At 69.3% G+C, this 21,772-nt stretch carries 17 protein-coding genes and 1 pseudogene; 7 read left to right on the forward strand and 11 right to left on the reverse strand.

From position 1 onward, the window contains the following. Positions 1-2: 2 nt before the first annotated feature. From zipA to INQ40_RS07620, 4 genes are all read right to left on the reverse strand, one after another. Positions 3-749, reverse strand: a complete 747-nt coding sequence (gene zipA / locus INQ40_RS07605) for a cell division protein ZipA (RefSeq protein ID WP_194339956.1) — start codon at positions 747-749, stop codon at positions 3-5. 76 nt (positions 750-825) lie between these two features. After that, entirely contained in the window at positions 826-4,329 is a 3,504-nt protein-coding gene (gene smc, locus INQ40_RS07610; protein WP_194339957.1) for a chromosome segregation protein SMC, read from the reverse strand. 121 nt (positions 4,330-4,450) lie between these two features. Then, the gene (locus INQ40_RS07615; protein WP_228481958.1) at positions 4,451-4,741 is read right to left on the reverse strand and encodes a BolA family protein; all 291 of its coding nucleotides are present in this window, start codon (positions 4,739-4,741) and stop codon (positions 4,451-4,453) included. Further along, positions 4,738-5,037, reverse strand: a complete 300-nt coding sequence (locus INQ40_RS07620) for a YciI family protein (protein ID WP_194339958.1) — start codon at positions 5,035-5,037, stop codon at positions 4,738-4,740. Before INQ40_RS07620 ends, INQ40_RS07615 begins: the two co-directional genes overlap by 4 nt. A 453-nt stretch (positions 5,038-5,490) precedes the next feature. Between INQ40_RS07620 and INQ40_RS07625 the strand changes: the two genes are divergently transcribed. From INQ40_RS07625 to INQ40_RS07635, 3 genes and pseudogenes are all read left to right on the forward strand, one after another. Next, positions 5,491-6,456, forward strand: coding sequence for a ScpA family protein (locus INQ40_RS07625; RefSeq protein ID WP_194339959.1), 966 nt, complete (start codon positions 5,491-5,493; stop codon positions 6,454-6,456). Between the two features lie 33 nt (positions 6,457-6,489). Then, positions 6,490-7,134 (forward strand): annotated as a pseudogene (gene scpB / locus INQ40_RS07630) (SMC-Scp complex subunit ScpB); the annotation flags it as partial. A gap of 131 nt (positions 7,135-7,265) precedes the next feature. Beyond that, positions 7,266-8,786: a pseudouridine synthase gene (locus INQ40_RS07635; RefSeq protein ID WP_194339961.1), complete on the forward strand. Its 1,521-nt coding sequence runs from the start codon at positions 7,266-7,268 to the stop codon at positions 8,784-8,786. A gap of 106 nt (positions 8,787-8,892) precedes the next feature. Here INQ40_RS07635 and INQ40_RS07640 read toward each other — a convergent pair whose 3' ends face one another. Then, entirely contained in the window at positions 8,893-9,462 is a 570-nt protein-coding gene (locus INQ40_RS07640; protein WP_194339962.1) for a DUF2799 domain-containing protein, read from the reverse strand. Positions 9,463-9,742: 280 nt separating this feature from the next. On the opposite strand from INQ40_RS07640, the gene INQ40_RS07645 reads away from it, so the two are divergent. Next, positions 9,743-9,880 (forward strand): hypothetical protein, encoded by a 138-nt coding sequence (locus INQ40_RS07645; RefSeq protein ID WP_194339963.1) that lies wholly within the window; start codon positions 9,743-9,745, stop codon positions 9,878-9,880. A gap of 19 nt (positions 9,881-9,899) precedes the next feature. Here INQ40_RS07645 and INQ40_RS07650 read toward each other — a convergent pair whose 3' ends face one another. Next, on the reverse strand, positions 9,900-11,612 hold the full coding sequence (locus INQ40_RS07650; protein WP_194342477.1) for a 3-hydroxybutyrate oligomer hydrolase family protein: 1,713 nt from the start codon (positions 11,610-11,612) through the stop codon (positions 9,900-9,902). Positions 11,613-11,788: 176 nt separating this feature from the next. On the opposite strand from INQ40_RS07650, the gene INQ40_RS07655 reads away from it, so the two are divergent. Continuing rightward, on the forward strand, positions 11,789-12,454 hold the full coding sequence (locus tag INQ40_RS07655) for a response regulator transcription factor (RefSeq protein ID WP_194339964.1): 666 nt from the start codon (positions 11,789-11,791) through the stop codon (positions 12,452-12,454). Positions 12,455-12,465: 11 nt separating this feature from the next. Here the strand turns inward: INQ40_RS07655 and INQ40_RS07660 are convergent, their stop codons facing one another. From INQ40_RS07660 to INQ40_RS07680, 5 genes are all read right to left on the reverse strand, one after another. Further along, a complete protein-coding gene (locus INQ40_RS07660) occupies positions 12,466-15,849 on the reverse strand; it encodes a PAS-domain containing protein (RefSeq protein ID WP_194339965.1) in 3,384 nt (1,127 codons plus the stop codon). A 90-nt stretch (positions 15,850-15,939) separates the two neighbouring features. Further along, positions 15,940-17,274, reverse strand: coding sequence for a 3-phosphoshikimate 1-carboxyvinyltransferase (gene aroA, locus INQ40_RS07665; protein WP_194339966.1), 1,335 nt, complete (start codon positions 17,272-17,274; stop codon positions 15,940-15,942). After that, positions 17,271-18,413 (reverse strand): prephenate dehydratase, encoded by a 1,143-nt coding sequence (pheA, locus tag INQ40_RS07670; RefSeq protein ID WP_194339967.1) that lies wholly within the window; start codon positions 18,411-18,413, stop codon positions 17,271-17,273. Before pheA ends, aroA begins: the two co-directional genes overlap by 4 nt. Then, positions 18,413-19,498 carry a 3-phosphoserine/phosphohydroxythreonine transaminase gene (gene serC, locus INQ40_RS07675; RefSeq protein WP_194339968.1) on the reverse strand — a complete coding sequence of 362 codons (1,086 nt, stop codon included), beginning with the start codon at positions 19,496-19,498 and terminating at the stop codon, positions 18,413-18,415. The genes pheA and serC overlap by 1 nt, the downstream gene beginning before the upstream one ends. A 78-nt stretch (positions 19,499-19,576) precedes the next feature. Continuing rightward, positions 19,577-20,371: an FHA domain-containing protein gene (locus tag INQ40_RS07680; RefSeq protein WP_194339969.1), complete on the reverse strand. Its 795-nt coding sequence runs from the start codon at positions 20,369-20,371 to the stop codon at positions 19,577-19,579. 105 nt (positions 20,372-20,476) lie between these two features. Between INQ40_RS07680 and INQ40_RS07685 the strand changes: the two genes are divergently transcribed. Beyond that, entirely contained in the window at positions 20,477-20,752 is a 276-nt protein-coding gene (locus tag INQ40_RS07685) for a polyhydroxyalkanoic acid system family protein (protein WP_194339970.1), read from the forward strand. Positions 20,753-20,816: 64 nt separating this feature from the next. Next, positions 20,817-21,767, forward strand: a complete 951-nt coding sequence (locus INQ40_RS07690) for a restriction endonuclease (protein ID WP_194339971.1) — start codon at positions 20,817-20,819, stop codon at positions 21,765-21,767. The last annotated feature ends 5 nt before the right edge of the window (positions 21,768-21,772 follow it).

Raw genomic sequence — 21,772 nt, forward strand, 5'->3', positions numbered from 1 at the left:
TGCTACCAGCGGCTGGGCTTGCTCAACGGCGGCGCTTCGCGCTCGCGGTCATAGGCCCGCAGTTCGTCGCGGATGTGGCCGATGCGCTGGCGACCCAGGTTGTTGCGCTGCTCGTCCAGCAACAGGCCGCCGAGCAGTTCGGCCATCCGCTCCGCGGTCGGCAGCATGGCCTCCCACGCATCCAACGCGGCGACCGGCGCCGGCAGGGTCAGGAAGAAGGCGATCGCCGGGGTTTCCAGTTCCTGGATGGTGGCCATGTCGAAGTTGCCCGGCTTGACGATGTTGGCCACGCTGAACACCGGCCCGCGCTCGGGCTGCTGCTCGATCAGGCGGTGGTAGACGCCCATGTGCCCGTAGACCAGACCGGCCTTTTCCGCCGCCACGACGATGTCCGGGCCGTGCAGCTTCTCGCCGGCGCGGGCGGCCAGGTAGACCGTCACGATCTTGTCGAATTCGTCGCTGACGCGCTTGCCGAGCTCGGTGCTCGCGCTGCCGTCGAGACTGCGTTCAAACAGGTCCAGCTCCGCCTGCGCGGTCGGATCCTCGCCGGAAGCACCCGTGTCTGCGGCTGCCTCGTCCTCAAGCTGCTCGCCCAGGGTCGGCTCACGCCTGGACCCGCTGCCGTCGGCGGCGCGCGCAACGCGGCGGCCCTGTCCCGGCTTGCGTGGCCGGCCAAAAAACAGGATCGCGCCGACCACAAACAGCCCGGCGATCAGGATTCCGATCCGCAACAGGGTTTCGTCCGACATCAGCTTTGGTACTCCGTTTATTGCATGGGTGGACGCCGGGAACGCCGTGGTGACACGACGATCCGACGCCCGCGATTCAGGCGGCGCCCACCAGGCGCGTCGCCTCGGTGAGGTCTACGCTCACCAGGCGGCTGACACCGGGCTCGCGCATCGTCACGCCGGCCAGTTGCTGTGCGGCTTCCATCGTCGCCTTGTTATGGCTCACGAACAGGAACTGTACCTGTTCACTCATCTCGCTGACCATCGCCGCGAGCCGGCCGACATTGGCTTCGTCCAGCGGCGCGTCGACCTCGTCGAGCAGGCAGAACGGCGCCGGATTGAGCTGGAAGATCGCGAACACCAGCGCGACCGCGGTCATCGCCTTCTCGCCGCCCGACAGCAGCGAGATGTTGGATACGCGCTTGCCCGGCGGGCGGGCCATGATCGCCACGCCGGTGTCGAGCAGATCGTCGCCGGTGAGCTCCAGATACGCGTGGCCGCCGCCGAACAGGCGCGGATACAGGGCCTGCACGCCGGCATTGACGCGGTCGAACGTCTCCTTGAAGCGGCCGCGGGTTTCGCGGTCGATCTTGCGGATCGCGTCTTCCAGGGTTTCCAGCGCGGTGCACAGGTCGGCGTCCTGCGCGTCGAGGTACTCCTTGCGCTGGCTGGCTTCCGCGTGTTCGGCGATGGCGGCCAGGTTGACCGGTTCGAGCCGGCGCAATTTGGCGTCCAGCTCCTGCACGGTGCGTTCCCACGCCGCCGGCTCCATCTCGTCGGTCAGGGTGTTGACCACGTCGTCGAGCACGAAACCCGCCTCGCTGATCGCCTCCACCAGCGATTCGGCCTTCAACACCAGGGCCTGCTGCTCGAGCCGGCGCTGACCGATGCCTTCGCGCTGGGCGAGCGCCTGCTCGTCGCGTTGCTGGCGGACCTGCTCGAAGCGGCGAAGCTCCTGGTCGATTCCGTCCAGCGCGCTGCGGGCCGCGCTGAGGACCTCACCCGCCTGCACCCGCCGCTCCAGCGCGGCCTGGCGCTGCTGCTCCAGCTCATCCACCGGGCTGGAGCCGTCGGTGAGCTGGCTGGAAATCTCCACCAGGCGCGTGTCCAGCTGGCCGCGCTGGCCGCTCATTCGCTGCAGGGCCTGGGTCAGCGAGGCGATCTGGGCGCGGTGCGATTCCAGGGTCAGGGCCAGTGCATGCGCGGCGTCGCGGGATTCGCGGGCCATGTTGCGGGCCTGGTCGCGCGCCTCGCCGAGGCGGCGGCGGTCGCTGTCCAGCGCCAGGCGGGCGTCTTCCAGCTCGGTCATGCGCATGACCGCCTCTTCCTGGCGGGTGCGGGCCTCGCGCGCCTGCCCGGTGAGCAGTTGCGCGGATTCGGTCAGTTGGGCGATCTCGGCATCGATGCGCTCGATCCGGCTGCGGGCCGAGTCCAGCCGCCCCTGCTGGCTGTGCAGCCGGCCGGCCAGCTCCGCGACGCTGCGATGGGCGACGTGGAGGGCGCGCTGCGCTTCCTCGCGCTGCTGCTCGGCGGCCAGATTCTGTTCGCGCAGCCGGGTCAGGCTGGCTTCGAGTTCGTGCTCGCGCTCCTGCAGCGTCTCGATCTGGCTGCGCAGCGCATGGATCTCCTTCTCGCGCAGCAGCGCGCCCTGCTTGACCGCGCCCGAGCGCAGCACGCGCACCCAGCCGCTGCCCAGGCGCTCGCCATTGCGGGTGATCACCGACTCGCCATCGGCCAGCGCCGGCAGCAGGGCGCGCGCGGCGGACAGGTCGTCGGCCGCGTGCAGCGGCACCAGCAGGCGTCGCACGGCGGCCGGACCCCGTACCTTGCTGGCCAGCGAGGTGGGCGCGCAGTCGACCGGCGCCTCGACCGAGGCCACCAGCGCCAGGCGGCCGTGGTCCAGCTCGCCGATCGCATCCACCAGCGCTTCTGGCGAGTCCACCAGGGCGCCTTCGATGATCTGGCCCAGCGCGGTCTCGACGGCGTCTTCCCAGCCCTCCTCCACCACCAGCGCCTCGCCGACGCGGACCGCGGAGTCCAGGCCACGCGCCTTCAGCCATCCCAGCGCGGCGCCGTCCTCCTGCCCCAATGCGGCGTTCTGCAGCGTCTCCAGCGAGGACAAGCGGCCGCGCGCACCCTGCGCCTGCTTGCGCACGTCCGCCAATGCCGACTGCGCTTCGCGCTGTTGCTCTTGCAGCGTATCGACACCGCTTTTTCGCAGCTCCAGCACGTCGCCAAGGCTGTCCAGCGAGACCTTGTGGGTCTCGTGCTGTTCTTCCAGCTCGGCGAAGGCCTCGGCTAGCGTGGTCAGGTCCAGTCCCTCGCGCTCGGACTGCAGGGCCTGCCGGCGACGCTCGGCGTCCATCGCCTGCCGCTCCAGATGCTCGATCCGGGTGCGCTCGACCTCCGCCGAGCGGGTCGCCTCGGATTGCGCGCGACTGTGGTCGTCCCAGCGCTGCTGCCACGATGACAGCGCCGCCTCGGCCGCGCGCAGCGCTTCCTGACGATCCAGATCCTGCTCGCGCAATTCCTCCAGGCGGGGCTCGTCCACTTCCAGCGCCGCGCTCAGCACCTCCAGCCGTGACTGGTCGTTGCCGATGTGCTCGGCGACCTCGGCCAGCTGGTGGCGGGCCTCGTCGCGGGCCTTCAGCAGGCGCTCGGCCATCTCGCGCTGGTGCTGGATCTGCTGCTCGATGCGCGCGAGCGCGCCGCCGACCTCGTAACTGTCGGCCTGCGCCTTGTTCAGCGCCTCGGCAGCTTCCTCGCGGCGTACGCGGCCGGTCTCGATCTCGCGCTCGGCCTCGCGCTGCTCGGCGATCAATTGCTGCAGGCGGGTCTCCTGCTGCGCCAGCTTTTCGCGCTGGCCGGTCAGCTTGCGATCCAGCGCACGGTGCTCCAGCGCCTTCCATTCCGCGTCGCGGATCCGGCGATCCTCCTGGATGGCCTGGTACTGCTCGGCCTGCCGCGCCTGGCGGTTCAGGTGGCCGAGCTGCTTGCCGACTTCGTCACGCAGGTCGCTGAGCCGGTCGAGGTTCTCGCGGGTATGGCGGATGCGGGTCTCCGTCTCCCTGCGGCGCTCCTTGTACTTGGAGATGCCGGCCGCCTCTTCCAGATAGACCCGCAGGTCCTCCGGCCGCGCCTCGATGATCTGGCTGATCATCCCCTGCTCGATGATCGAGTAGCTGCGCGGTCCCAGGCCGGTCCCCAGGAACAGGTCGGTGATGTCCCGGCGACGGCATTTGGCGCCATTGAGGTAATACTGGCTGGCTCCGTCGCGACTGACCAGCCGCTTGACCGAGATCTCGTCGAATGCGCCGTACTCGCCGGTGATGGTGTGGTCGGAGTTGTCGAACACCAGCTCGACGGTGGCCTGGGAGACCGGCTTTCGGGTCGACGATCCGGCGAAGATCACGTCGGTCAGCGAGTCACCGCGCAGGCGGCTGGCCGAACTCTCGCCCATCACCCAGCGCACCGCGTCGATGATGTTCGACTTGCCACAGCCGTTCGGCCCCACGACCGCGGTCATGTTGGTCGGCAGATGCAGGGTGGTGGGATCGACGAAGGACTTGAAGCCCGACAGCTTGATCGTTGACAGACGCATGCGTCGCGGGAGCCTCATTGCGCGCCGCATGCGGCGCTGCGGTGGATGTCAGGAAGCCGGCAAACCAGCAGCCGCCCGCGAGTATAGCGGTCGCTGGACGGTGCCCGCAGGGCCGGCCGGGCTAGCCCGCTTCGTCCGGCGTGCGGGCGACAATCGACAGCGCGTGGATGTCGGTTTCCATCATCGCGCCGACGGCCTCGTACACCAGCCGGTGCCGCGCCAGCGGAGCGAGCCCGCGGAACGCGTCGCTGACGACCTCGACATTGAAGTGGCCGCGTCCGTCGCGGGCGCCGGCATGGCCGGCATGGCGGGCGCTGTCATCCTCGACGGACACGGAGACCGGCGCCAACGCAGCTTCGATGGCCGCGCGGATCGCCGGCACGCGCTGCTCGCGCGGCAGGCCGCCGGTCACGGCAGGACCCGGCGGAATGGCCGGACCTCGGTGCGCTCGTACACGCCCGCGTCCACGTAGGGGTCGGCATCGGCCCACTCGCGCGCGGCTTCGAGGGACTCGAATTCGGCCACCACCAGGCTGCCACTGAAGCCGGCCGGGCCCGGGTCCTCGGCGTCAATCGCAGGGCATGGGCCAGCCAGCAGCAACCGGCCGGCGTCGCGCAATGCCTCCAGCCTGGCCAGGTGCGCCGGCCGCGCCTTGCCGCGCAATGCCAGCACGTCCTCGCCGTCGTATCCCTCGATCACGTAGAGCATGGTTTCATTTCCAGCCGACAAGCCAATCAACGATTGTAGGCCAACCCCTACACGCGCCCCACGCTCCGCACGTCCTCGCGGCGCAACGCTGGACAGCGCCCGGTGCAGCCCGTAACCTGTTCGGAACCTGAGTTGGATAAAGACGTCGCGTCTCTTACGGCCCTGCCGCCGTAACGATCTTCGCGATGCCATGGCCGCGTCTGCCACAGCGGTGTTCATCCCAGATCGATTCAACTGTCAGCAGATCGGGTTTTACTGCTGCATGTCCAACATCGCGTGATCATCGTCGCAACCCGACGATGGCTGGGCCGTATTCCTGCCGCCGCCAGGCAGTAGTCCGGTCCGGTGCCGGGCCTCTGACGCCTTCCGTGTCCAGCGCGCCCCTGATCGAGTCGTGATGTTCCGACGCAACCGCAACAACGCAGCGCCACGGCCCGGAGGGGCCGGCACCGCATGACAAACGTTTACGCGCCCGTCGCGACCGATGACAACGCGTCCGATGACAACGTGTCCGATCCAGGCCAGGCCACTCCGCCACTGCACGGGGAGATCCCGGCACGGCTGTCGCCGCGACAGCAGGAAATGCCACTGGCGATGGTGCACGGGCAACCGGTGCTGCAGATTCCGCAGGACCTCTACATTCCGCCCGATGCGCTGGAAGTCATCCTGGATGCATTCGAAGGCCCGCTGGACCTGCTGCTCTACCTGATCCGCCGGCAGAACCTGGAGATCCTCGACATCCCGGTCGCGGAGATCACCCGCCAGTACGTCGATTACATCCAGGCCATGCATCACCTGCGCTTCGAACTGGCAGCCGAATACCTGGTGATGGCCGCGATCCTGGCCGAGATCAAGTCGCGGATGCTGCTGCCGCGGTCGGTGTCGGAAGAGGACGACGAGGAGGATCCACGCGCGGAGCTGGTCCGTCGATTGCAGGAGTACGAACGCTTCAAGAAAGCCGCGCAGGACATCGATGCGCTGCCCCGGCAGGATCGCGACACGGTTCCGGCGCAGGCCTTCGTCCCGGATCGCGCCGCGGTGAGGCTTCCGCCCGAGGTCGATCTGCGCGAGATGCTGTTGGCGCTGCACGACGTGTTCAAGCGCGCCGAGCTGTATACCCAGCACGCGATCAAGCGCGATGCCCTCAGTGTCCGCCAGCGCATGGGCGAACTGCTGGCCCGGCTCGATGACGGCGAGTTCCACCCCTTCGAGTCGCTGTTCGAGGCCAGCGAGGGGCGGATCGGGGTGGTGGTGAGCTTCCTGGGCATCCTCACCCTGGCCAAGGAACAACTGGTGGACATCGTGCAGGAGGCGCCGCTGGCACCGATCTACATCAGATCACTGGCCATTGGCACCGCGCCCGAAGAGATCCAGCTCAGCAGCGAATTCGACGACGCCGCCAACGACGACGCGCCCTGAGCGCACGGCACCAACCACACAACGACACGCTGCATGGACCAGACCCTGACCAAACGCATCATCGAAGCCATCCTGCTGGCCGCCCACCAGCCGGTGAGCGCTGCCCAACTGGGCGATTTGCTCGCCGGCGACGACGAGCAGCCGATGCCCGCCGGCGACGTTGCGCGGGCGCTGCAGGCCCTGCAGGATGACTGCGAAGGACGCGGCGTCGAACTGGTGGAGCTGGCATCGGGATACCGCTACCAGGTCCGCGCCGACGTGCATCCCTGGGTCGCCCGCCTGTGGACCGAACGCCAGACGCGCTACACCCGCGCCACCCTGGAAACGCTGGCGCTGATCGCCTACCGCCAGCCGATCACCCGGGGGGAGATCGAGCAGGTCCGCGGCGTGTCGGTCAGCAGCAATATCATCCGTTCGCTGGAGGAGCGCGAGTGGATCCGCGTGGTCGGGCACCGCGATGTGCCGGGCAAGCCCGCGCTGCTGGGCACGACCCGCACGTTCCTCGACTATTTCGGCCTGAAACGCCTGGATGAACTGCCGCCATTGGCGGAACTGGGGGAAATCGGCGAGCTGGAACCGCAACTGCAGTTCGAACCTCGCGATACCCCTGAAGCACCCGGATCCATCGCTGCCGGTGGCATTGCCACCGACCCGGCGCTGGACCAGAACGATGCCGACGCCGTCGACGTTCCCGCACGGGAACAGCCGGCCGACGATTCCAACACCGCGGACGACGCCATCGAGACGATGGAACGCCGCGGATCACTCGAAGATGACGATGCCGAAGAGGCCTCGTCGGAGTTACCCAAATGACTGAAGAAACACGCAGCAAGCTTTCCCTCAAGCACGGCAAGGACGACGCCGGCACCGCGACCCCGCGCCTGCAGGAGCGCCTGCACAAGGTCCTGGCCCAGGCCGGGCTGGGCTCGCGCCGGGCGCTGGAGCAGCGCATCGCCGACGGCCTGGTCAAGGTCAACGGCGAGGTGGCCCAGGTCGGCGTCTCCATCGGCAGCGGCGACAAGGTGGAACTGGATGGCCGGCAATTTGTTGCCAGCGCCCTGACCGAGCCGTCGCGCGTGCTGTTGTACAACAAGCCCGAAGGCGAGGTCACCACGCGGGAGGATCCCGAGGGTCGCCCGACCATTTTCGACGCCCTGCCCGCCCTGAAAGGCTCGCGCTGGATTGCCGTGGGCCGGCTGGACATCAACACCACCGGCCTGCTGATGCTGACCACCGACGGTGAGTTGGCCAACACCCTGATGCACCCCTCGCACGAAGTGTCGCGCGAGTACGTGTGCCGGGTGCGGGCGCCCGAAGGCGAGGAGCGGGTGGAGGATGCGGTCGTCTCGCGGCTCAAGCGCGGGGTGTCGCTGGAGGACGGCCCGGCCAGATTTGACGATGTCGAGCGGATCGGCGGTGCGGACTCGCACGACTGGTTCCGGGTGGTGGTCAAGGAAGGCCGCAACCGCGAAGTACGCCGCTTGTGGGAGTCCCAGGGCTGCCAGGTCAGCCGCCTGAAGCGGATCAAGTACGGCTCGGTCGACCTGCCGCGCGAACTGCTCCGCGGCCAGTCCATCGAAATGCCGACCGAGCGGGTGGACGCCCTGCGCAAGGAGTTGGGTCTGGAGGACGGCACGCCGTCCGCGCTGACCCTGCTGCCGGTGATCGGCCAGCGCAAGGCGGCCCGTTCCACCATCAACCTGACCGGTCGGGCGCAGAGCCCGGGCTATGTCGGTGGCCACGTCACCAGCGCTGATGAGGGGCGCGAACTGCGTCGCTTCGACAACGTGCGCGAGGATCGCGGCCGCGGCCGCGGCGCGCCCAAGCGCCACGGCGGACTGACCGTGAGCGGCGAGGCCGCCGCCAAGCAGTCGCAGCGGCCCTACAAGCAGCGCGCACCCAAGGGACAGCAGCCGCTGCCCGACGGCAATCCCGCGGCGTTCCGCACCTGGTACGTGCCCGATGGCGTCAATACCGGCCCCAGCGGGCATCGCAACGCCGACAGCCGTGGCCCGAAAAAGCCCTACGGCAACAAGCCGGCCGGGGGCTACAAGGGCCGGGCGCCTGCGGGCGGCCAGGCGCGTGGACCGCGCCCGCCGTACGGGCACCCCGACGGCGCACCCAGCTTTCCGTCCGACCACGCCAACCCGGGCGGCTTCAACCCCTACGGCGACAAGCCGCGCGGACCCGGCGGCAACCGGCCGGCCGGCAAGCCCGGCGCCGGCAAACCGGCCGGCCGCCGCGCCGGTCCAGGTGGCCCGCGACCCGGTGGGCCGCGCGGCGGCGGCCGTCCCGGCAGTGGCCGGGGTGGGTCGCGCAGCGGCAGCTGAGTTGCCGGAACGTTGACAGAAAAAGGCACCCTGACGGGTGCCTTTTTCTTTTGCGTCGCGACCTTTTTTCCTGCGCGGGCGCGGCGCTATCAGTCCGTCCGGCGTCTTACCAGTGCCCGTAGATCGGGGCGAAGCGACGGCTGACATGGTCCAGGTCGCGCCGGGCCATATCCTCGCGGCGACGGGCGTGCCTCAAATCCTCGTCGGCACGCCGGATGTCGGCGCGCAGATCGCTGATTTCCCTGCGCAGGCGTTTCCGCTCATCATCGCTTTCGGCGCGGTCGAGTCGCTTCTGCGCTTTGCCGATGTCCTTGTCGGCCTTGCGGATGCGGTATTCGATCGAGCCCACGTCCGAACTCACATCATCGAGGCGCTGCTTGGCGTCGTGGACGAAGCGGCCGTCGCCAAACCCGGCCAGGAAGCCGGGTTCCAGGTGGCCCGGGCATACGCCGGCGTAGTTGCGGCCGTTGGCCGCCGCAGTGAAGCCGCGATAAGGCGTGCAGTAGACCTCCAGCCCACGCTCGCGCGCCTCCAGGTAGGTGCGGGCATCCACGCCCACCCCGTACGCCGCGCACGCCTGCTCGTGGTTGCCCAGGCGGGATGACGGATAACCGGCGACACCGTCGTCATAGCCGATACGCGACCAGTTGCCGCTCAGGCAGTCGCCCTGGCTCACGGTTGCGCAACCGCTGTGAAGCAGCGCTAGCAAGGCGATAAACAGTAAACGTGTTGCTTTCATTGCACTCCCCTGTCGGGCGTCCCGCCCGGGTAATCACTGGGTCCCGCTGCCGCATGCGGCCATCGGCGACGCAGGCGTGCGCCGGCATCGGGCTGATGCGCTCTCCCTGATACGACGTCCTGGTGTCGAACCGGACACGTCCCGGAGGACGTCTCCGAAACATCCCGCCCGCGGCAGAGCGCGCGGGCGGAATCCCAGGCTCGCGCGCAGAGATCGCGTGTCGAACCTTCTCCAGCGCGGATACCAGGGCGGCTATGGCAACCGCTACGACTACGGCTACCGCCGCAGCGACGGCAGCGTCGCGATCATCGCTGCGGTACTGGCGACCATTGTTGGCCTGCAGGTGTTGAACTGATGGTCGTCGATCCCGTCGCTCAGCGCGGGATCGCCAGGTGCCCGGCCTGCAGGGGCTTGTCCGCACCGCGCGGCGTGGTCGCGATGACCGCATCGGCCGGCATCGGCGCACCGTTCTCCAGGTGCGCCCACGTGAGGTCCAGCGCCTCGTACACATAGGGCAACAGCGGCAGGTAGATCCCGGCGTACACGGGCACGCCAAGGAAGGCGTCGAAGTGCTGCACGTTCCGCACCTGCCAGTGGTGCACGTCCGCGCCGGCGCTTCGGGCGGCCGCGACATACGGCGTGCTGGTAAACGCGGGCGGAATCAGTCCATCGTCGAGGCCGTGGATCACCATCACCGGCAGTCCGGCGGCAGGCGGGGCAACCTGCAATTCACTGATGCCATGGCGCACGCGATCGGCATCCGCACCCTGCCCGTCCCACAGCGCACGCAGACACTGCAGGCCTGCCGTCGGATTGGCCGGGTCGATCGCTGGTGCGACGATGCCAACACCCGCGCCCGGCGGTATCCCTGCCGCCTCCGATGACCACGCGGCGCGCTCGGTCGCGGTCGCCGGACGGGGCGCTCCGTCTTTGGTCACCGCCGAGAAGGAGTAGCCGCACGGATGTGCTCCGGCCGGGAAGCGGCCGTAGGCCGAGGCGTAGGTCACCGCGACCGAACGCCACAGGTCGAAGGCAACGCTGATCGAGCCCGCGCGAAGCGCCTCGTCGGTCCAGCCGTTGGCACGCAGGGCCTGATAGGCGGACTGCTGCTGCTCGCCCAGGGTGTCGCCCTGGATCACCCCCGCCGTTGCCATCGCCGCACACTGCGCGTCGGCGGTCGGCATCGCCGGGATTCCCAGCGCGGGTAGTGCACACGGCATCAGCAGCGCCGCCTCGGTGGTGTAGTCGTAGATGGGGCGCGCGCCGGCGACCGTCACATTCGGTTCCGCCGCGACGACCGCATCCAGCCAGTCGCCCGCGGACGCCGACTGGGCCGCCTGCAACACGGCGCCGCCGCCATTGGAGATGCCGACCGCTATAACGCGGGTGTTGTCGAAGCGGTAGGGGGCGGCGTCCGGGAACGCTTCGGTAAGCACCTGCAACGCGAATTCAGCTGACTGGCGCACGTGCTCGCCCCAGTGCGCCTCCGGGTTGTCGCCGGAATGCGCATGTTTGAAGGCGACGCCCGTGGCCGGCGCCTGCTCCGGCTGGAATGCCAGAGCGGCGTCCGGCCCACCGATGGTGCCGTCCAGTTGCAGCCCGAGCCCGGCGTCAAGGTCGTAGTAATCGCTACCGGCGCCCTTGTCGGTGTACGCGATCGCGCAGCCCCTGGGCAGCGCCCACGGACCGGCGACGGCAATCGCGCCGAGGACACCGCGCGACCCGGAGGCGGGCGCCAGCACGACGCAGCGCGCCTGCTGGTCAAAGTTGTCGGGCACCTGCACCAGCACGCGGTGTGGTTGCTTCGCGCCCGGCAGCCGCGCAAGCGTCTGGAACTCCCGGCCGGGCGATGGCGCGACGCTGCCGTAAAGCTCCGCATAGCCGCCTCCCGGCGCGAGATCCGCGATGCCGCGCCAGTTGCTCCAGACGGCGCGCCGGCGCACTTCCGCGGCCGTGGGGCTTTCCGGGTCGGCGAACGCCGGTGCGGTCATGGCGCGCAAGCCGTCCAGACCCAGGCCGGCGGTGAGCAGGTCATCGTTGCCGCGGTGCTCGGTGACACGCACCGGGCCGAAAGCGGTCGCTGCCATGGCGGTGTCTCCTGGATTGGGCGTGGTCGCGCAGCCGGCGGCGACGGACAGGACGGCAGACAGGGCGACGGCAAGCAGGGAAGTTTTCATGCACCGACAGTAGCAAGACCGGAGCAGCCCGCTCATCGTACTTTCGTACCACGCCCCCGGCCCGCGCAGTTGCTAATCTGGCGCGGATGCCTTCCCTCCTGATCGCCGACGACCACCCGCTGTTCCGGGCCGCATTGCGCGGCGCCGCGGCGGATGCGGTGGCCGACCTGACCGTGCACGAAGCCGACTCGCTGCCGACCGTGCTGGCGCTGCTGGAGACGGAGCCGGACATCGACCTGATCCTGCTGGACCTGCACATGCCCGGCAATCACGGCCTCGCCGGCCTGGCGGCGATCCGCGCGCAGTACCCGGGTGTCGCGGTGGTGGTCGTGTCGGCCAACGATGACCCGCGCGTGATCCGGCGGGCGCTGGACCACGGCGCGGCCGGTTATCTGCCCAAGAGCTCGGGACTGGACGAGCTTCGCGACGCCATCCGCGCCGTGCTGGCGTGCGAGCAGTGGTTGCCGCCGGCGCTGCGCGCCTCGGTCTCCCACACCCGCAGCTCGCCGAGCGATGCCGAGTTGGCGGCGCGGCTTGCCAGCCTGTCGCCACAGCAGTTCCGCGTGCTCAGCTTCGTTGCCGAAGGTCTGTTGAACAAGCAGATCGCCGACCGCCTCGCGGTCCAGGAACGCACGGTCAAGGCGCACCTGTCGGCCATCTTCGAGCGTCTGGGCGTGCGCAACCGCACCCAGGCGGGGGTGATCCTGAGGAGCCTGGAACTCGTCGATCCGGCCCGGGTAGTCGCAGACTGAGCGGATCGCGCTCAGTCGTCCTCGACAGCCACCACCTCCCCGCGCAGCGCACTCGCGGCCAGCATCCGGTCCAGCACGGACTTCAGCGCGAGTGGCTTGAGCGGCTTGGACAGCAACGACTGCCCCGCGTCGAGCACGGCGCGTCGGACCACGTGGCCGGTATCGGCACTGAGGATCAGGGTCGGCCGGGCGCCGTGTTCGACGGCCAGCGCTTCGGCCAGCGCCACCCCTGTGTCGCCGTCGTCGAGGTGGTAATCGAACAGCCACAGTGCGGCCGGTTCGCGCGCGAGGTGTCGGCGCGCACCCTCGCGGTTCGCCGCCGTCAACACCTCGCAACCCCATCCGCGCAGGATAGCGGCCAGTGCCGCGAGCGCCTGCGCATCGTTGTCGACCAGCAGCACGCGCAGGCCGGCAAGACCGCGCGGCGCGCTGGCGACGGCCGGCAGCCGCGCCTCAACGCGCTCAACCTGCATCGCGAACATCGTGCCCTGCCCCGGGCGGCTGCGCAGGGTCAGCGGAGCCTCGAGCAGGTGGGCAATGCGATCGGCGATCGACAGCCCCAGCCCGAGGCCCTGCCCGGGTGCGTCGATGCCGCGCCGGAATTCCTCGAAAATGGCCTGCTGCATGCCTGCTTCGATGCCGGGGCCGGTGTCATGGACCTCGATACGCAGGCGGTCGCCGCGGCGGCGTACGCCCAACAACACTCGACCGCTGGTGGTGTAACGCACCGCGTTGGCAAGGAAGTTCTGCAGTGCGCGCCGCAGCAGTTGTGGGTCGCTGTGCACCCACGCCCGGGTCGGCACGAAACGGAATCCAAGTCCGCGCGCAGCGGCGATGGCACTGAATTCCGAAGCCAGCGGCTCGAGCACTTCGGCCAGTGCAAAGGCCCGCGGCTCCGGCACCAGGCCGCCCGCCTCCAGGCGCGACATCTCCAGCAGGCCGGTGAGCAGGTCGCCGGTCGAGTCCAGGGCGCCGCCGATCTGGGCGAGCATCGCGCGCTGTGCATCGTCGGCGGCCTGCACCGACATCGCATCGGTGAACAGCTGCGCGGCGTGCAGCGGTTGCATCAGGTCGTGGCCGATCGCGGCAAGGAACCGGCTCTTCGCGTCATTCGCGCGCTCGGCCTCCCGCGTGGCGATCTGCAGGTCGGCGGTGCGCTCGATGACGCGCTGCTCCAGGGTCTCGTTGGCCTGCAGCAACGCGGCCTCCGCCCGGCGGAAATCAGTGACGTCGGTGAAGGTCGCCACGAAGCCGCCACCGGGCATGGGGTTGCCACGGATCTCCAGGATGCTGCCGTCGGCGAGGATGCGTTCGGTGAGGTGCGGTGAACCGGCGCGCATGAACGCGAGCCGCCGCTCCAGCGCGCGCTCCAGCCCGCCTGCAGGAGGTGCGCCCTGCATCATCGCCCAGCGCGACAGGTCCGCGATCGGTCGGCCCACCTGCAGCAACTCGGCGGGATACTGGAACAACTCGGCGTAGCGCCGGTTCCAGGCCACCAGCCGAAGCTGCGCATCCACCACGCTGATGCCCTGGCTCATGTTGTGCAGCGCGGCTTCCAAGACACGCTGGTTGAAGCGCAGGTCCGCCGACGCCTCGCCCACGATCGCCGCCACGGTGTCCAGCCCGCGCCCGCTCTCGCTGCGCGCGGCATCCAGCAGCACGCGCGCCGATGCGGAGCCGAGTACCGCCGCCAACTCGCGCTCGATGCCCGCCTCCACCGCCGCTGGCACCGGGCCCGTGGCAGCGGCCTTCTGCAGCAGTTGCTGGACACGGTTGCGCGGCAGGAACCGCATGCCCGCGTCGCGCAGGCTTTGCGCATCCATGCCGCGGTAACTGCGCCTTGGCGTGTCGCGACGCCAGCTCCAGGTCCAGCCGAGCACCGTGGCCAGCGTGCCAAGGAAAAGACTGACACCGACCGCGCGTCCCAGCCGGCTCCAGCCGGTCAGGCCTAACAGGCCGTCCGGCGACAGCATGCGCAGGCCCAGCGGCCCCGACTCCAGCCATGCGGGGCCATGCCCGACCACCTCGAACACCATCGGCAGCAACAGCACCCAAGCCCACGCCGCAAACCCGACGACCACGCCGATCACGGCTGCCCGCGGCGGCGTCTGCGGCCGCCACACCGCGAAACCCAGCGCGGGCGCAAGCGTCGCCAGCGCCGAGAACGACACCGCGCCGACGTCAGCCAGCGCCTCATTGCCGCCGACCAAGCGGCTGTATGCCCAGGCCAGCAGCATGATGGCGACGATGCCGAACCGCCTCAGCATCAACACGCTGCCGCGCAGGTCGCTGCCGTCGTTGCGCGACCAGGCGCCACGCAGCAGCCCTGGCGCGAACCAGTGGTTGCCGATCATCAGTCCCAGCGTCAGGGTGCTGACCACGACCATGCCGGTGGCGGCGCTCAAGCCGCCGAGGAACGCGAACAGCGCCAGGCCCTCGTGGCCCTGCGACAAGGGCAGCGCCAACACATACATGTCGGAGGGCACCGAGTCGCCGAGCAAGGCCGCACCGGCGGTGGCCAGTGGCAGGACCGGCAACGCGATCAGGACCAGGTACAGCGGAAACTGCCAGCGCGCGGTGCGCACGTCGCGCTCGTCGCGGCACTCGACCACTCCGATATGGAACTGGTGCGGCATGATGAACATCGCCAGCGCGCCCAGCAGGACCAGCGGGAGGAATCCGGCGGACGGCGCCGCAGGCAAGGTCGGTATCGACTGCAACGGGGCCTGCAGCGAGACGCCCGCGTTCGTGTCCAGACCCAGCCAGACAAACGCGCCGATGGCGAGCATCGCGCCCAGCTTGAATACCGACTCGAATGCCATCGCGAGCACCAGGCCGCGGTTGTGCTCGGTCGCGCTCGCACGCCGGGTGCCGAACAGCATCGCAAACACCGCCATCGCCAGTGCGACGTACAGGGCGCTGTCCTGCCACGGCGGCGTCGCCAGCCCCGCATCGCGCGCGGTCAGCATCGCGAAACTCATCGCCACCGCTTTCAGCTGCAGCGCGATATAGGGGATCAGTCCGAGCGCAGCGACCAGCGTGACGGTGGCGGCCAGCCACGCGTCCTTGCCCAGGCGCGTGGCGATCAGGTCGGCGATGGAGGTCGCGTTGGTCTCGCGGGCGAGCCGCACCAGCTTGATCATGAAGCCCACGGCCAGCACGTAGAGCAGGATCGCGCCGAGGAAGGTCGGCGGCAGCGGCCAGCCGTAGCGCGCCGCCTGGGTGACCGTGCCGTAGAAGGTCCACGAGGTGCAGTGCACCGCCAGAGACAGTGCATAGACGTGTCGCCAGTGACCGGCAAACAGCGCCGGACGCCGCTCGGCATACAGCGCGGCGCCGAACATCAGTCCAAGCCAGGCAAGGCTCGCGAGGGCGACGGGAGTGAAGCTCAGCATCGCCGGAGCATAGCGCGAGGCAAGGGTTTTGCCGTCCTGCTCAAAGACAGCGATGCGGGTGTCGGTCGATCCGGCAGGACGGTGTGGGCACTACAGCGCGGGCGGCCCGGCAATCGCGTCGATGGTCATTCCCGCGCCCCGCGCCAGTTCGACAAATCCCGGGAATGACGTCGCGACGGTCGCGATGTCGTTAATGCGGACCTCCCCCGAAGCGCGCTGCGCGGCGACCGCAAAGCTCATCGCGATGCGGTGGTCATCGTGGGTGTCGATGCTGCCGCCGCCCAGTCGCCCGCCTTCAATGACGGCGCCGTCGGGCGTCTCCTGAACGCTGATGCCGAGCGTGCGCAGGCCGGTCGCCATGGTCGCAATGCGGTCGGACTCCTTGACCCGCAGCTCGGCGGCGTCGCGGACCACCGTGCGCCCGCTGGCGCAGGCGGCGGCGACGAACAGGATCGGGAACTCGTCGATCATGTCCGCCACCAGCGCAGACGGCACTTCGATGCCGTGCAGCGGCGCGTGGCGGACCAGCAGGTCAGCAACCGGCTCGCCGCCGTCGTCGCGGCGGTTCGCTTCGCGGATGTCGGCGCCCATCAGGCGCAGGACCTGCAGCAGGCCGGTACGGCGCGGATTGATGCCGACCGCCTCCAGTCGCAGCTCGGACCCCGGAATGATCGTTGCGGCAACAATGAAGAAGGCTGCCGAGGAAAAATCGGCGGGTACGTCGACGCGGGCCGCGCGCAGGCGGTGCCCGCCGCTTAGGCGGACGACGCCAGGTGCGGTCTCCACCGGCCAGCCGAAGGTGGCCAGCATCCGCTCGGTGTAGTCACGCGTCGGGTGCGGCTCGCGCACGACGGTCTCGCCCTCGGCGTACAGGCCCGCCAGCAGCACGGCGGATTTCACCTGCGCGCTGGCAACGGGCAACGCATAGTCGATGCCCTGCAGACCTGTACTGGCGTGCACACGCAGCGGCGGCGTGCCGCCCTCGCCGGTGTCGATCCGCGCGCCCATTGCCGTGAGCGGATCGGTGACACGGCGCATCGGACGCTTTGTCAGCGACGCATCGCCCACGAGGACGCTGTCGAACGCCTGCCCGGCCAGCACGCCCGCCAAGAGCCGCATGCCGGTGCCGGCGTTGCCGCAATCAAGCATTTCATCGGTGCCGCGCAGGCCATGCAGGCCGACGCCGTGGACCACGCAGACCGTCGGCGCCGGGGTATCGATGCGGACGCCGAGTTGGGTGAATATCCGCGCCGTGGCCCGGGTGTCCTCGCCCTCGAGAAAACCGTGGATCTGCGTGATGCCTTCCGCCAGCGCCCCCAGCATCACCGCGCGATGGGAAATGGACTTGTCGCCGGGCACGCGCAGGTTGCCATGCAGCGCTGTCCCCTTGCCCGCGAGCCAGTCCTGCCGCACCGCCTCACTCATACGATCGCGACCGGGTAGGAACCCAGCACGCGCACCTGTTCGGCGAACTCATCGACCTCCGCCAGCGCCAGGCGCATCGCTTCCTGCTCGATGTGCCCGCCGACATCGACGAAGAACGCGTACTGCCAGCGTCCGCCGTGGCCGGGCCGCGATTCGATCCGGTTCATGCTCAAGCCGTGGCGCGCGAACGGCGCCAGCACCTGGAAAAGTGCGCCCGGCTGGTCCTTGATGAAGATCAGCAGCGAGGTGCGGTCATTGCCCGAGGCCGGGAACAGCTCGCGCCCGAGCACCAGGAAGCGGGTGGTGTTGTCGGGCCGGTCCTCGATCGGGCCGGCCACCGATTTCAGGCCATAGACATTCGCCGCGCTGAGTCCGGCGATCGCCGCGGCGTCGTCGGCGTTGCGGGCGCGACGGGCCGCCTCGGCATTGCTCGCCAAGGGAATCTTCTCGGCGTCGGGCAGGTGCTGGCGCAACCAGGCTTTGCACTGGGCGAAGGACTGCGGATGCGAGTACACACGCTCGATGTCCTCGAAGCGGCCGCTGCGCGAGAGCAGGTGCTGGTGTACGCGCAGCTCCACCTCGCCACAGATCTTGACGTCGGTGCCCAGGAAGGTGTCCAGGGTGGACTGGATCGTGCCCTGGGTGGAGTTCTCCACCGGCACCACGCCGAAGTCGGCTGCGCCGGATTCCACCTCGCCGAACACCTCCTCGATGCTGCCCAGTGGCAAGCCGAGGACGGAGTGACCGAAGTGCTTGTACGCCGCCTGCTCCGAATGGGTGCCGGCCGGACCGAGGAAGCCGATCTTCAGCGGCTCCTGCTGGGCCAGGCAGGCCGACATGATCTCGCGGAACACGCGCACCAGCACCTCGCCCTCCAGCGGGCCCTCGTTGCGGTCGACCACCCGCCGCAGCACCTGGGCCTCACGCTCGGGGCGGTAGTAGTCGATGGCCGCCGCCAGCGGGCCCTTGGCCTTGCCGATCTGGCTGGCGAAGCGCGCGCGCTCGGCGATCAGGTCCTGGATGCTGCGATCGATGCCGTCGACGCGCTCGCGCAGTTCGGCAAGTTTCGGGGCGGGCGGCTTTTTGGGCACCACGTCCCGGCCCGCGTTCTTCGCAGGCGGCTTGCCCTTCGCGGCCATCAGCCGTTCCTCTGCTGGAAGTCAGCCATGAACTCGGCCAATGCCTGCGCACCGGAGACCGGCATCGCGTTGTAGATCGATGCGCGCATGCCGCCCAGCACGCGGTGGCCCTTCAGCGAGATCAGCCCCGCCGCGCGGGCCTGTTCGAGAAAACGCGCATCCAGGTTGTCGTCGTGCAAGGAGAACACGACGTTCATCCGCGAACGCGCACTGCGCTCGACGGTGTTGCGATAGAACCCGCCGGACCCGTCGATCGCCGCGTACAGCAATTGCGACTTGACCGCGCTGCGCCGGGCAAATTCCTGCACCCCGCCCTCTTCCAGCATCCACTGGAACATCAGTCCGGCCAGGTACCAATTGAAGGTGGGCGGCGTGTTGAGCATGGAGCCGGCGCGCTCGTGCGCCGCGTAATCCAGGATCGGCGCGCGCGCCTGGCCGGCGCGCGTCAGCAGGTCGCGGCGGATGATCACCACCGTCAGGCCGACCGGCCCGAGGTTTTTCTGCGCGCCGGCGTAGATGACCCCGAAGCGGGAGACATCCAGCGGGCCGGACGCGATGCTGGAACTGAAATCACCGATCAGCGGCACCTCGCCGACCTCGGGAATGTGGTCGAACTCGACGCCGTGGATCGTCTCGTTGGCGGTGTAGTGCACGTACGCCGCATCTTTCGACAGCGACCAGTCCGCGCGCGCGGGCAAACCCCGATAGCCGCCATCGGCGGTATCGGCCGCCACGCGGGCGTCGACACAGGCTTGGGCCTGCTTGATGGCGGTCGCGCCCCAGTGGCCGGTCAGCACGTAGTCGGCGGGCTGCCCGGCTGCGGCGAAATTGAGCGGTATCAGCGCCTGCTGGGTGGTTGCCCCGCCCTGCAGGAACAGGACCGCGTAGTCATCGGGCACCGACAGCAATGTGCGCAGGTCCGCCTCGGCCTTCTCCGCGGCACGCATGAATTCCGGACCCCGATGGCTCAGCTCCAGCACCGATGCGCCGGCGCCGTTCCAGTCCAGCAACTCCTCGCGGGCTTGCTCGAGGACGGCTTCGGGAAGGGCTGCAGGGCCGGCGCTGAAGTTGTACGGACGGGACATGGGGGCGATCCAGTGGGGCGTGACCCCCACGGTATGCCGCACTGCAGCACGATGTAAAGACCGCCGGCTGGCGGTTGCTCAGCGCGCCCCGTAAAGCAGCAGCAACGCCAGCGCGCCGGCCATCAGCAGCGCCGCGAGCAGCAGCCACGGGATCCGCCGCAGCGAATGCACCAGCGGTGATCGACGCGGTGTGTGTGCCACTGGCGGCGCAACCAGCACTTCCGGCAGCGGCTGTGCCGGGCCGGTTGGCACACGCGGCGCCTCCAGCGCGAAGCGGTGGCTGGCGTTGAACACCACCTGGTCCCCGGCCAGGAGAAGCCCCTCGGTAAGCCGGTGCCCGTTGACCTCGATGGTTGCCGCCGGATCCACGGTCCGGATGCTGACGCCGTCGGCGTGCGGTTCGAGCACGGAATGCTCGGCCGGCATGCCCGGCTCGGCGATATGCACTCCTGCGTCGGCCTGGCTGCCCACGGAGCACGGGCGGTCGACGTCGAAGCACCGGCCATGATGGGTGCCGCCGAGTGCGCGCAGGACCGCGCGTGCCTTGGGCGGGTTGGGCTCATGCCGGGACGGCACCGCGCCCGGCCGCGAGCCGACCAGCACCAGGTCCACCCCGTCCATGTGCAGCGTGTCGCCGGGGCGCAGCATCGCCATCCGTCGCACCGGACGGCCGTTTACATGCATGCTTTGCGCGTGCTCGCGCAACTGCAACCAGATCCCGCGGCGATCCACCGATACCTGCAACCGGGCGTCGTGGGCGTCCTCCACCAGGCAGGGGCGCCCTTCCTCGTCCTGGCCCACAGCATGCACGCCGGCGCCGAGCACCAGGTCGTCCCGCTCACCCTTGGCGAATCGCAGTCGTAGGATATTCACTGCGGCGGAATCTAGCATGCGCGCCCCGCGCTTGGGCACTGGACGCCATCGACTTGAGGCTGGCGTTTCCGTCCCCAACACTGGGACCTGCCAATGGAGATCCGCATGCCCGATATCGATATCCGTCACCCGCACACCATGGAGCCGCAACAGGCGCGCGCGGCCGTGCAGGAGATCGCCGACAAGTTGACCGAGCGTTTCGGAGTGACCTGCCGCTGGGACAGCGACTCGCTGCATTTCGACCGCTCGGGCATCGAGGGCAAAATCCAGCTACTGCCCACCGCGCTGCATGTCACCGCCGCTCTGGGGTTCCTGTTCGCCGCGATGAAGGCCCCGATCGAGTCCGAACTGCGCCGCGTGCTGGACAAGCGATTCAGCTGAGACAAAGTCTGCCCCGGGTATATTGACCGGTCGACCTGCTCCGGCTCGCGCCCGAAGATCCGCCATGCTGACTGCTTCACCGATGACCACCGCATTGTTGATTGCGCTGATTCTGGGCACGGCCGGCAGCGCGTGGCTCTGGCTGGTCCACAACCGGGCGACGGTCATCGCGCTGGGCCTGAAGGCGCTGGCCGCGATGCGCTGGCGCGAATCGTCCCGCTTCGTCATCGAGGCGCTGGAAAGCCAGGGCTTCAGCGCGAGCCGCCTGGCCCCCGACGCCGACCGCGGCCAGAACGCCGACCTCCTGCTCAACCGCGGCGAACAGACCTGGCTGCTCAGTTTCAAGCAGGGCGTGGATTACCGCGTCGAACCGGGCATCGTCAGCCAGCTCGCAGCGGCGGTGCGCGACAGCAATGCCAGCGGCGGCATCGTCGCCACGCTGGGCACGATCAACCCCGAGGTGCGCAAGCACCCGCAAGGGATCGAGCTGATCGATGGGGCCACCCTGTGGCCGTTGATCAGTCCGCTGCTGCCACCCAGCCTGCACGAGGACATCCTGGCGCGCTCGCGGCGCCGCACGGTTCGCGCCACCGGCGTGGCGTGGATCCTCGCCCTGCTGGTGGGGTTACTGGCGTCGCAGCTGATCCCCGAGGCGGTGGTTGACCCGGCGCGCGACAGCGCCGCCATTCCGACCGAAGTGCTCGCGCCAGGCGACAGTGAGAGCAACACCCCCGCGCCCGCACCGGCGGAAGTGCCTGCGATCGCCGGCACCGAGGACGAGCAGCGCCGCGACATCGCTGCCTCCGTCGCGCGGTTGCCGGGGATTGCGCGCGCATCCTGGGCGACGCGGTCCACGCTGGTCGCCCTGCTGGATGCCGGTGCCAGTGACCGCCAGATCGATGGCATCTGCAAGGTCCTGTCGCCGTATGGCGACCTGCGCTATTCGCGCGTGCAACTGCAACCACCGCCGGGCAGTGAGCCGCCGGTGCGGTTCCTGCAGTGCACCTGGAACTGACCGGC

This window comes from Lysobacter sp. H21R4 (assembly GCF_015277535.1).
GTDB lineage: Bacteria > Pseudomonadota > Gammaproteobacteria > Xanthomonadales > Xanthomonadaceae > Novilysobacter > Novilysobacter ciconiae.

What these genes read in the sequence shown, in the direction of transcription:
- zipA (WP_194339956.1), bottom strand. Translation starts at nt 749, where the DNA reads ATGTCGGACGAAACCCTGTTGCGGATCGGAATCCTGATCGCCGGGCTG.
- smc (WP_194339957.1), bottom strand. Translation starts at nt 4,329, where the DNA reads ATGCGTCTGTCAACGATCAAGCTGTCGGGCTTCAAGTCCTTCGTCGAT.
- INQ40_RS07620 (WP_194339958.1), bottom strand. Translation starts at nt 5,037, where the DNA reads ATGCTCTACGTGATCGAGGGATACGACGGCGAGGACGTGCTGGCATTG.
- INQ40_RS07625 (WP_194339959.1), top strand. Translation starts at nt 5,491, where the DNA reads ATGACAAACGTTTACGCGCCCGTCGCGACCGATGACAACGCGTCCGAT.
- INQ40_RS07635 (WP_194339961.1), top strand. Translation starts at nt 7,266, where the DNA reads ATGACTGAAGAAACACGCAGCAAGCTTTCCCTCAAGCACGGCAAGGAC.
- INQ40_RS07650 (WP_194342477.1), bottom strand. Translation starts at nt 11,612, where the DNA reads ATGGCAGCGACCGCTTTCGGCCCGGTGCGTGTCACCGAGCACCGCGGC.
- INQ40_RS07655 (WP_194339964.1), top strand. Translation starts at nt 11,789, where the DNA reads ATGCCTTCCCTCCTGATCGCCGACGACCACCCGCTGTTCCGGGCCGCA.
- INQ40_RS07660 (WP_194339965.1), bottom strand. Translation starts at nt 15,849, where the DNA reads ATGCTGAGCTTCACTCCCGTCGCCCTCGCGAGCCTTGCCTGGCTTGGA.
- aroA (WP_194339966.1), bottom strand. Translation starts at nt 17,274, where the DNA reads ATGAGTGAGGCGGTGCGGCAGGACTGGCTCGCGGGCAAGGGGACAGCG.
- pheA (WP_194339967.1), bottom strand. Translation starts at nt 18,413, where the DNA reads ATGGCCGCGAAGGGCAAGCCGCCTGCGAAGAACGCGGGCCGGGACGTG.
- serC (WP_194339968.1), bottom strand. Translation starts at nt 19,498, where the DNA reads ATGTCCCGTCCGTACAACTTCAGCGCCGGCCCTGCAGCCCTTCCCGAA.
- INQ40_RS07685 (WP_194339970.1), top strand. Translation starts at nt 20,477, where the DNA reads ATGCCCGATATCGATATCCGTCACCCGCACACCATGGAGCCGCAACAG.
- INQ40_RS07690 (WP_194339971.1), top strand. Translation starts at nt 20,817, where the DNA reads ATGCTGACTGCTTCACCGATGACCACCGCATTGTTGATTGCGCTGATT.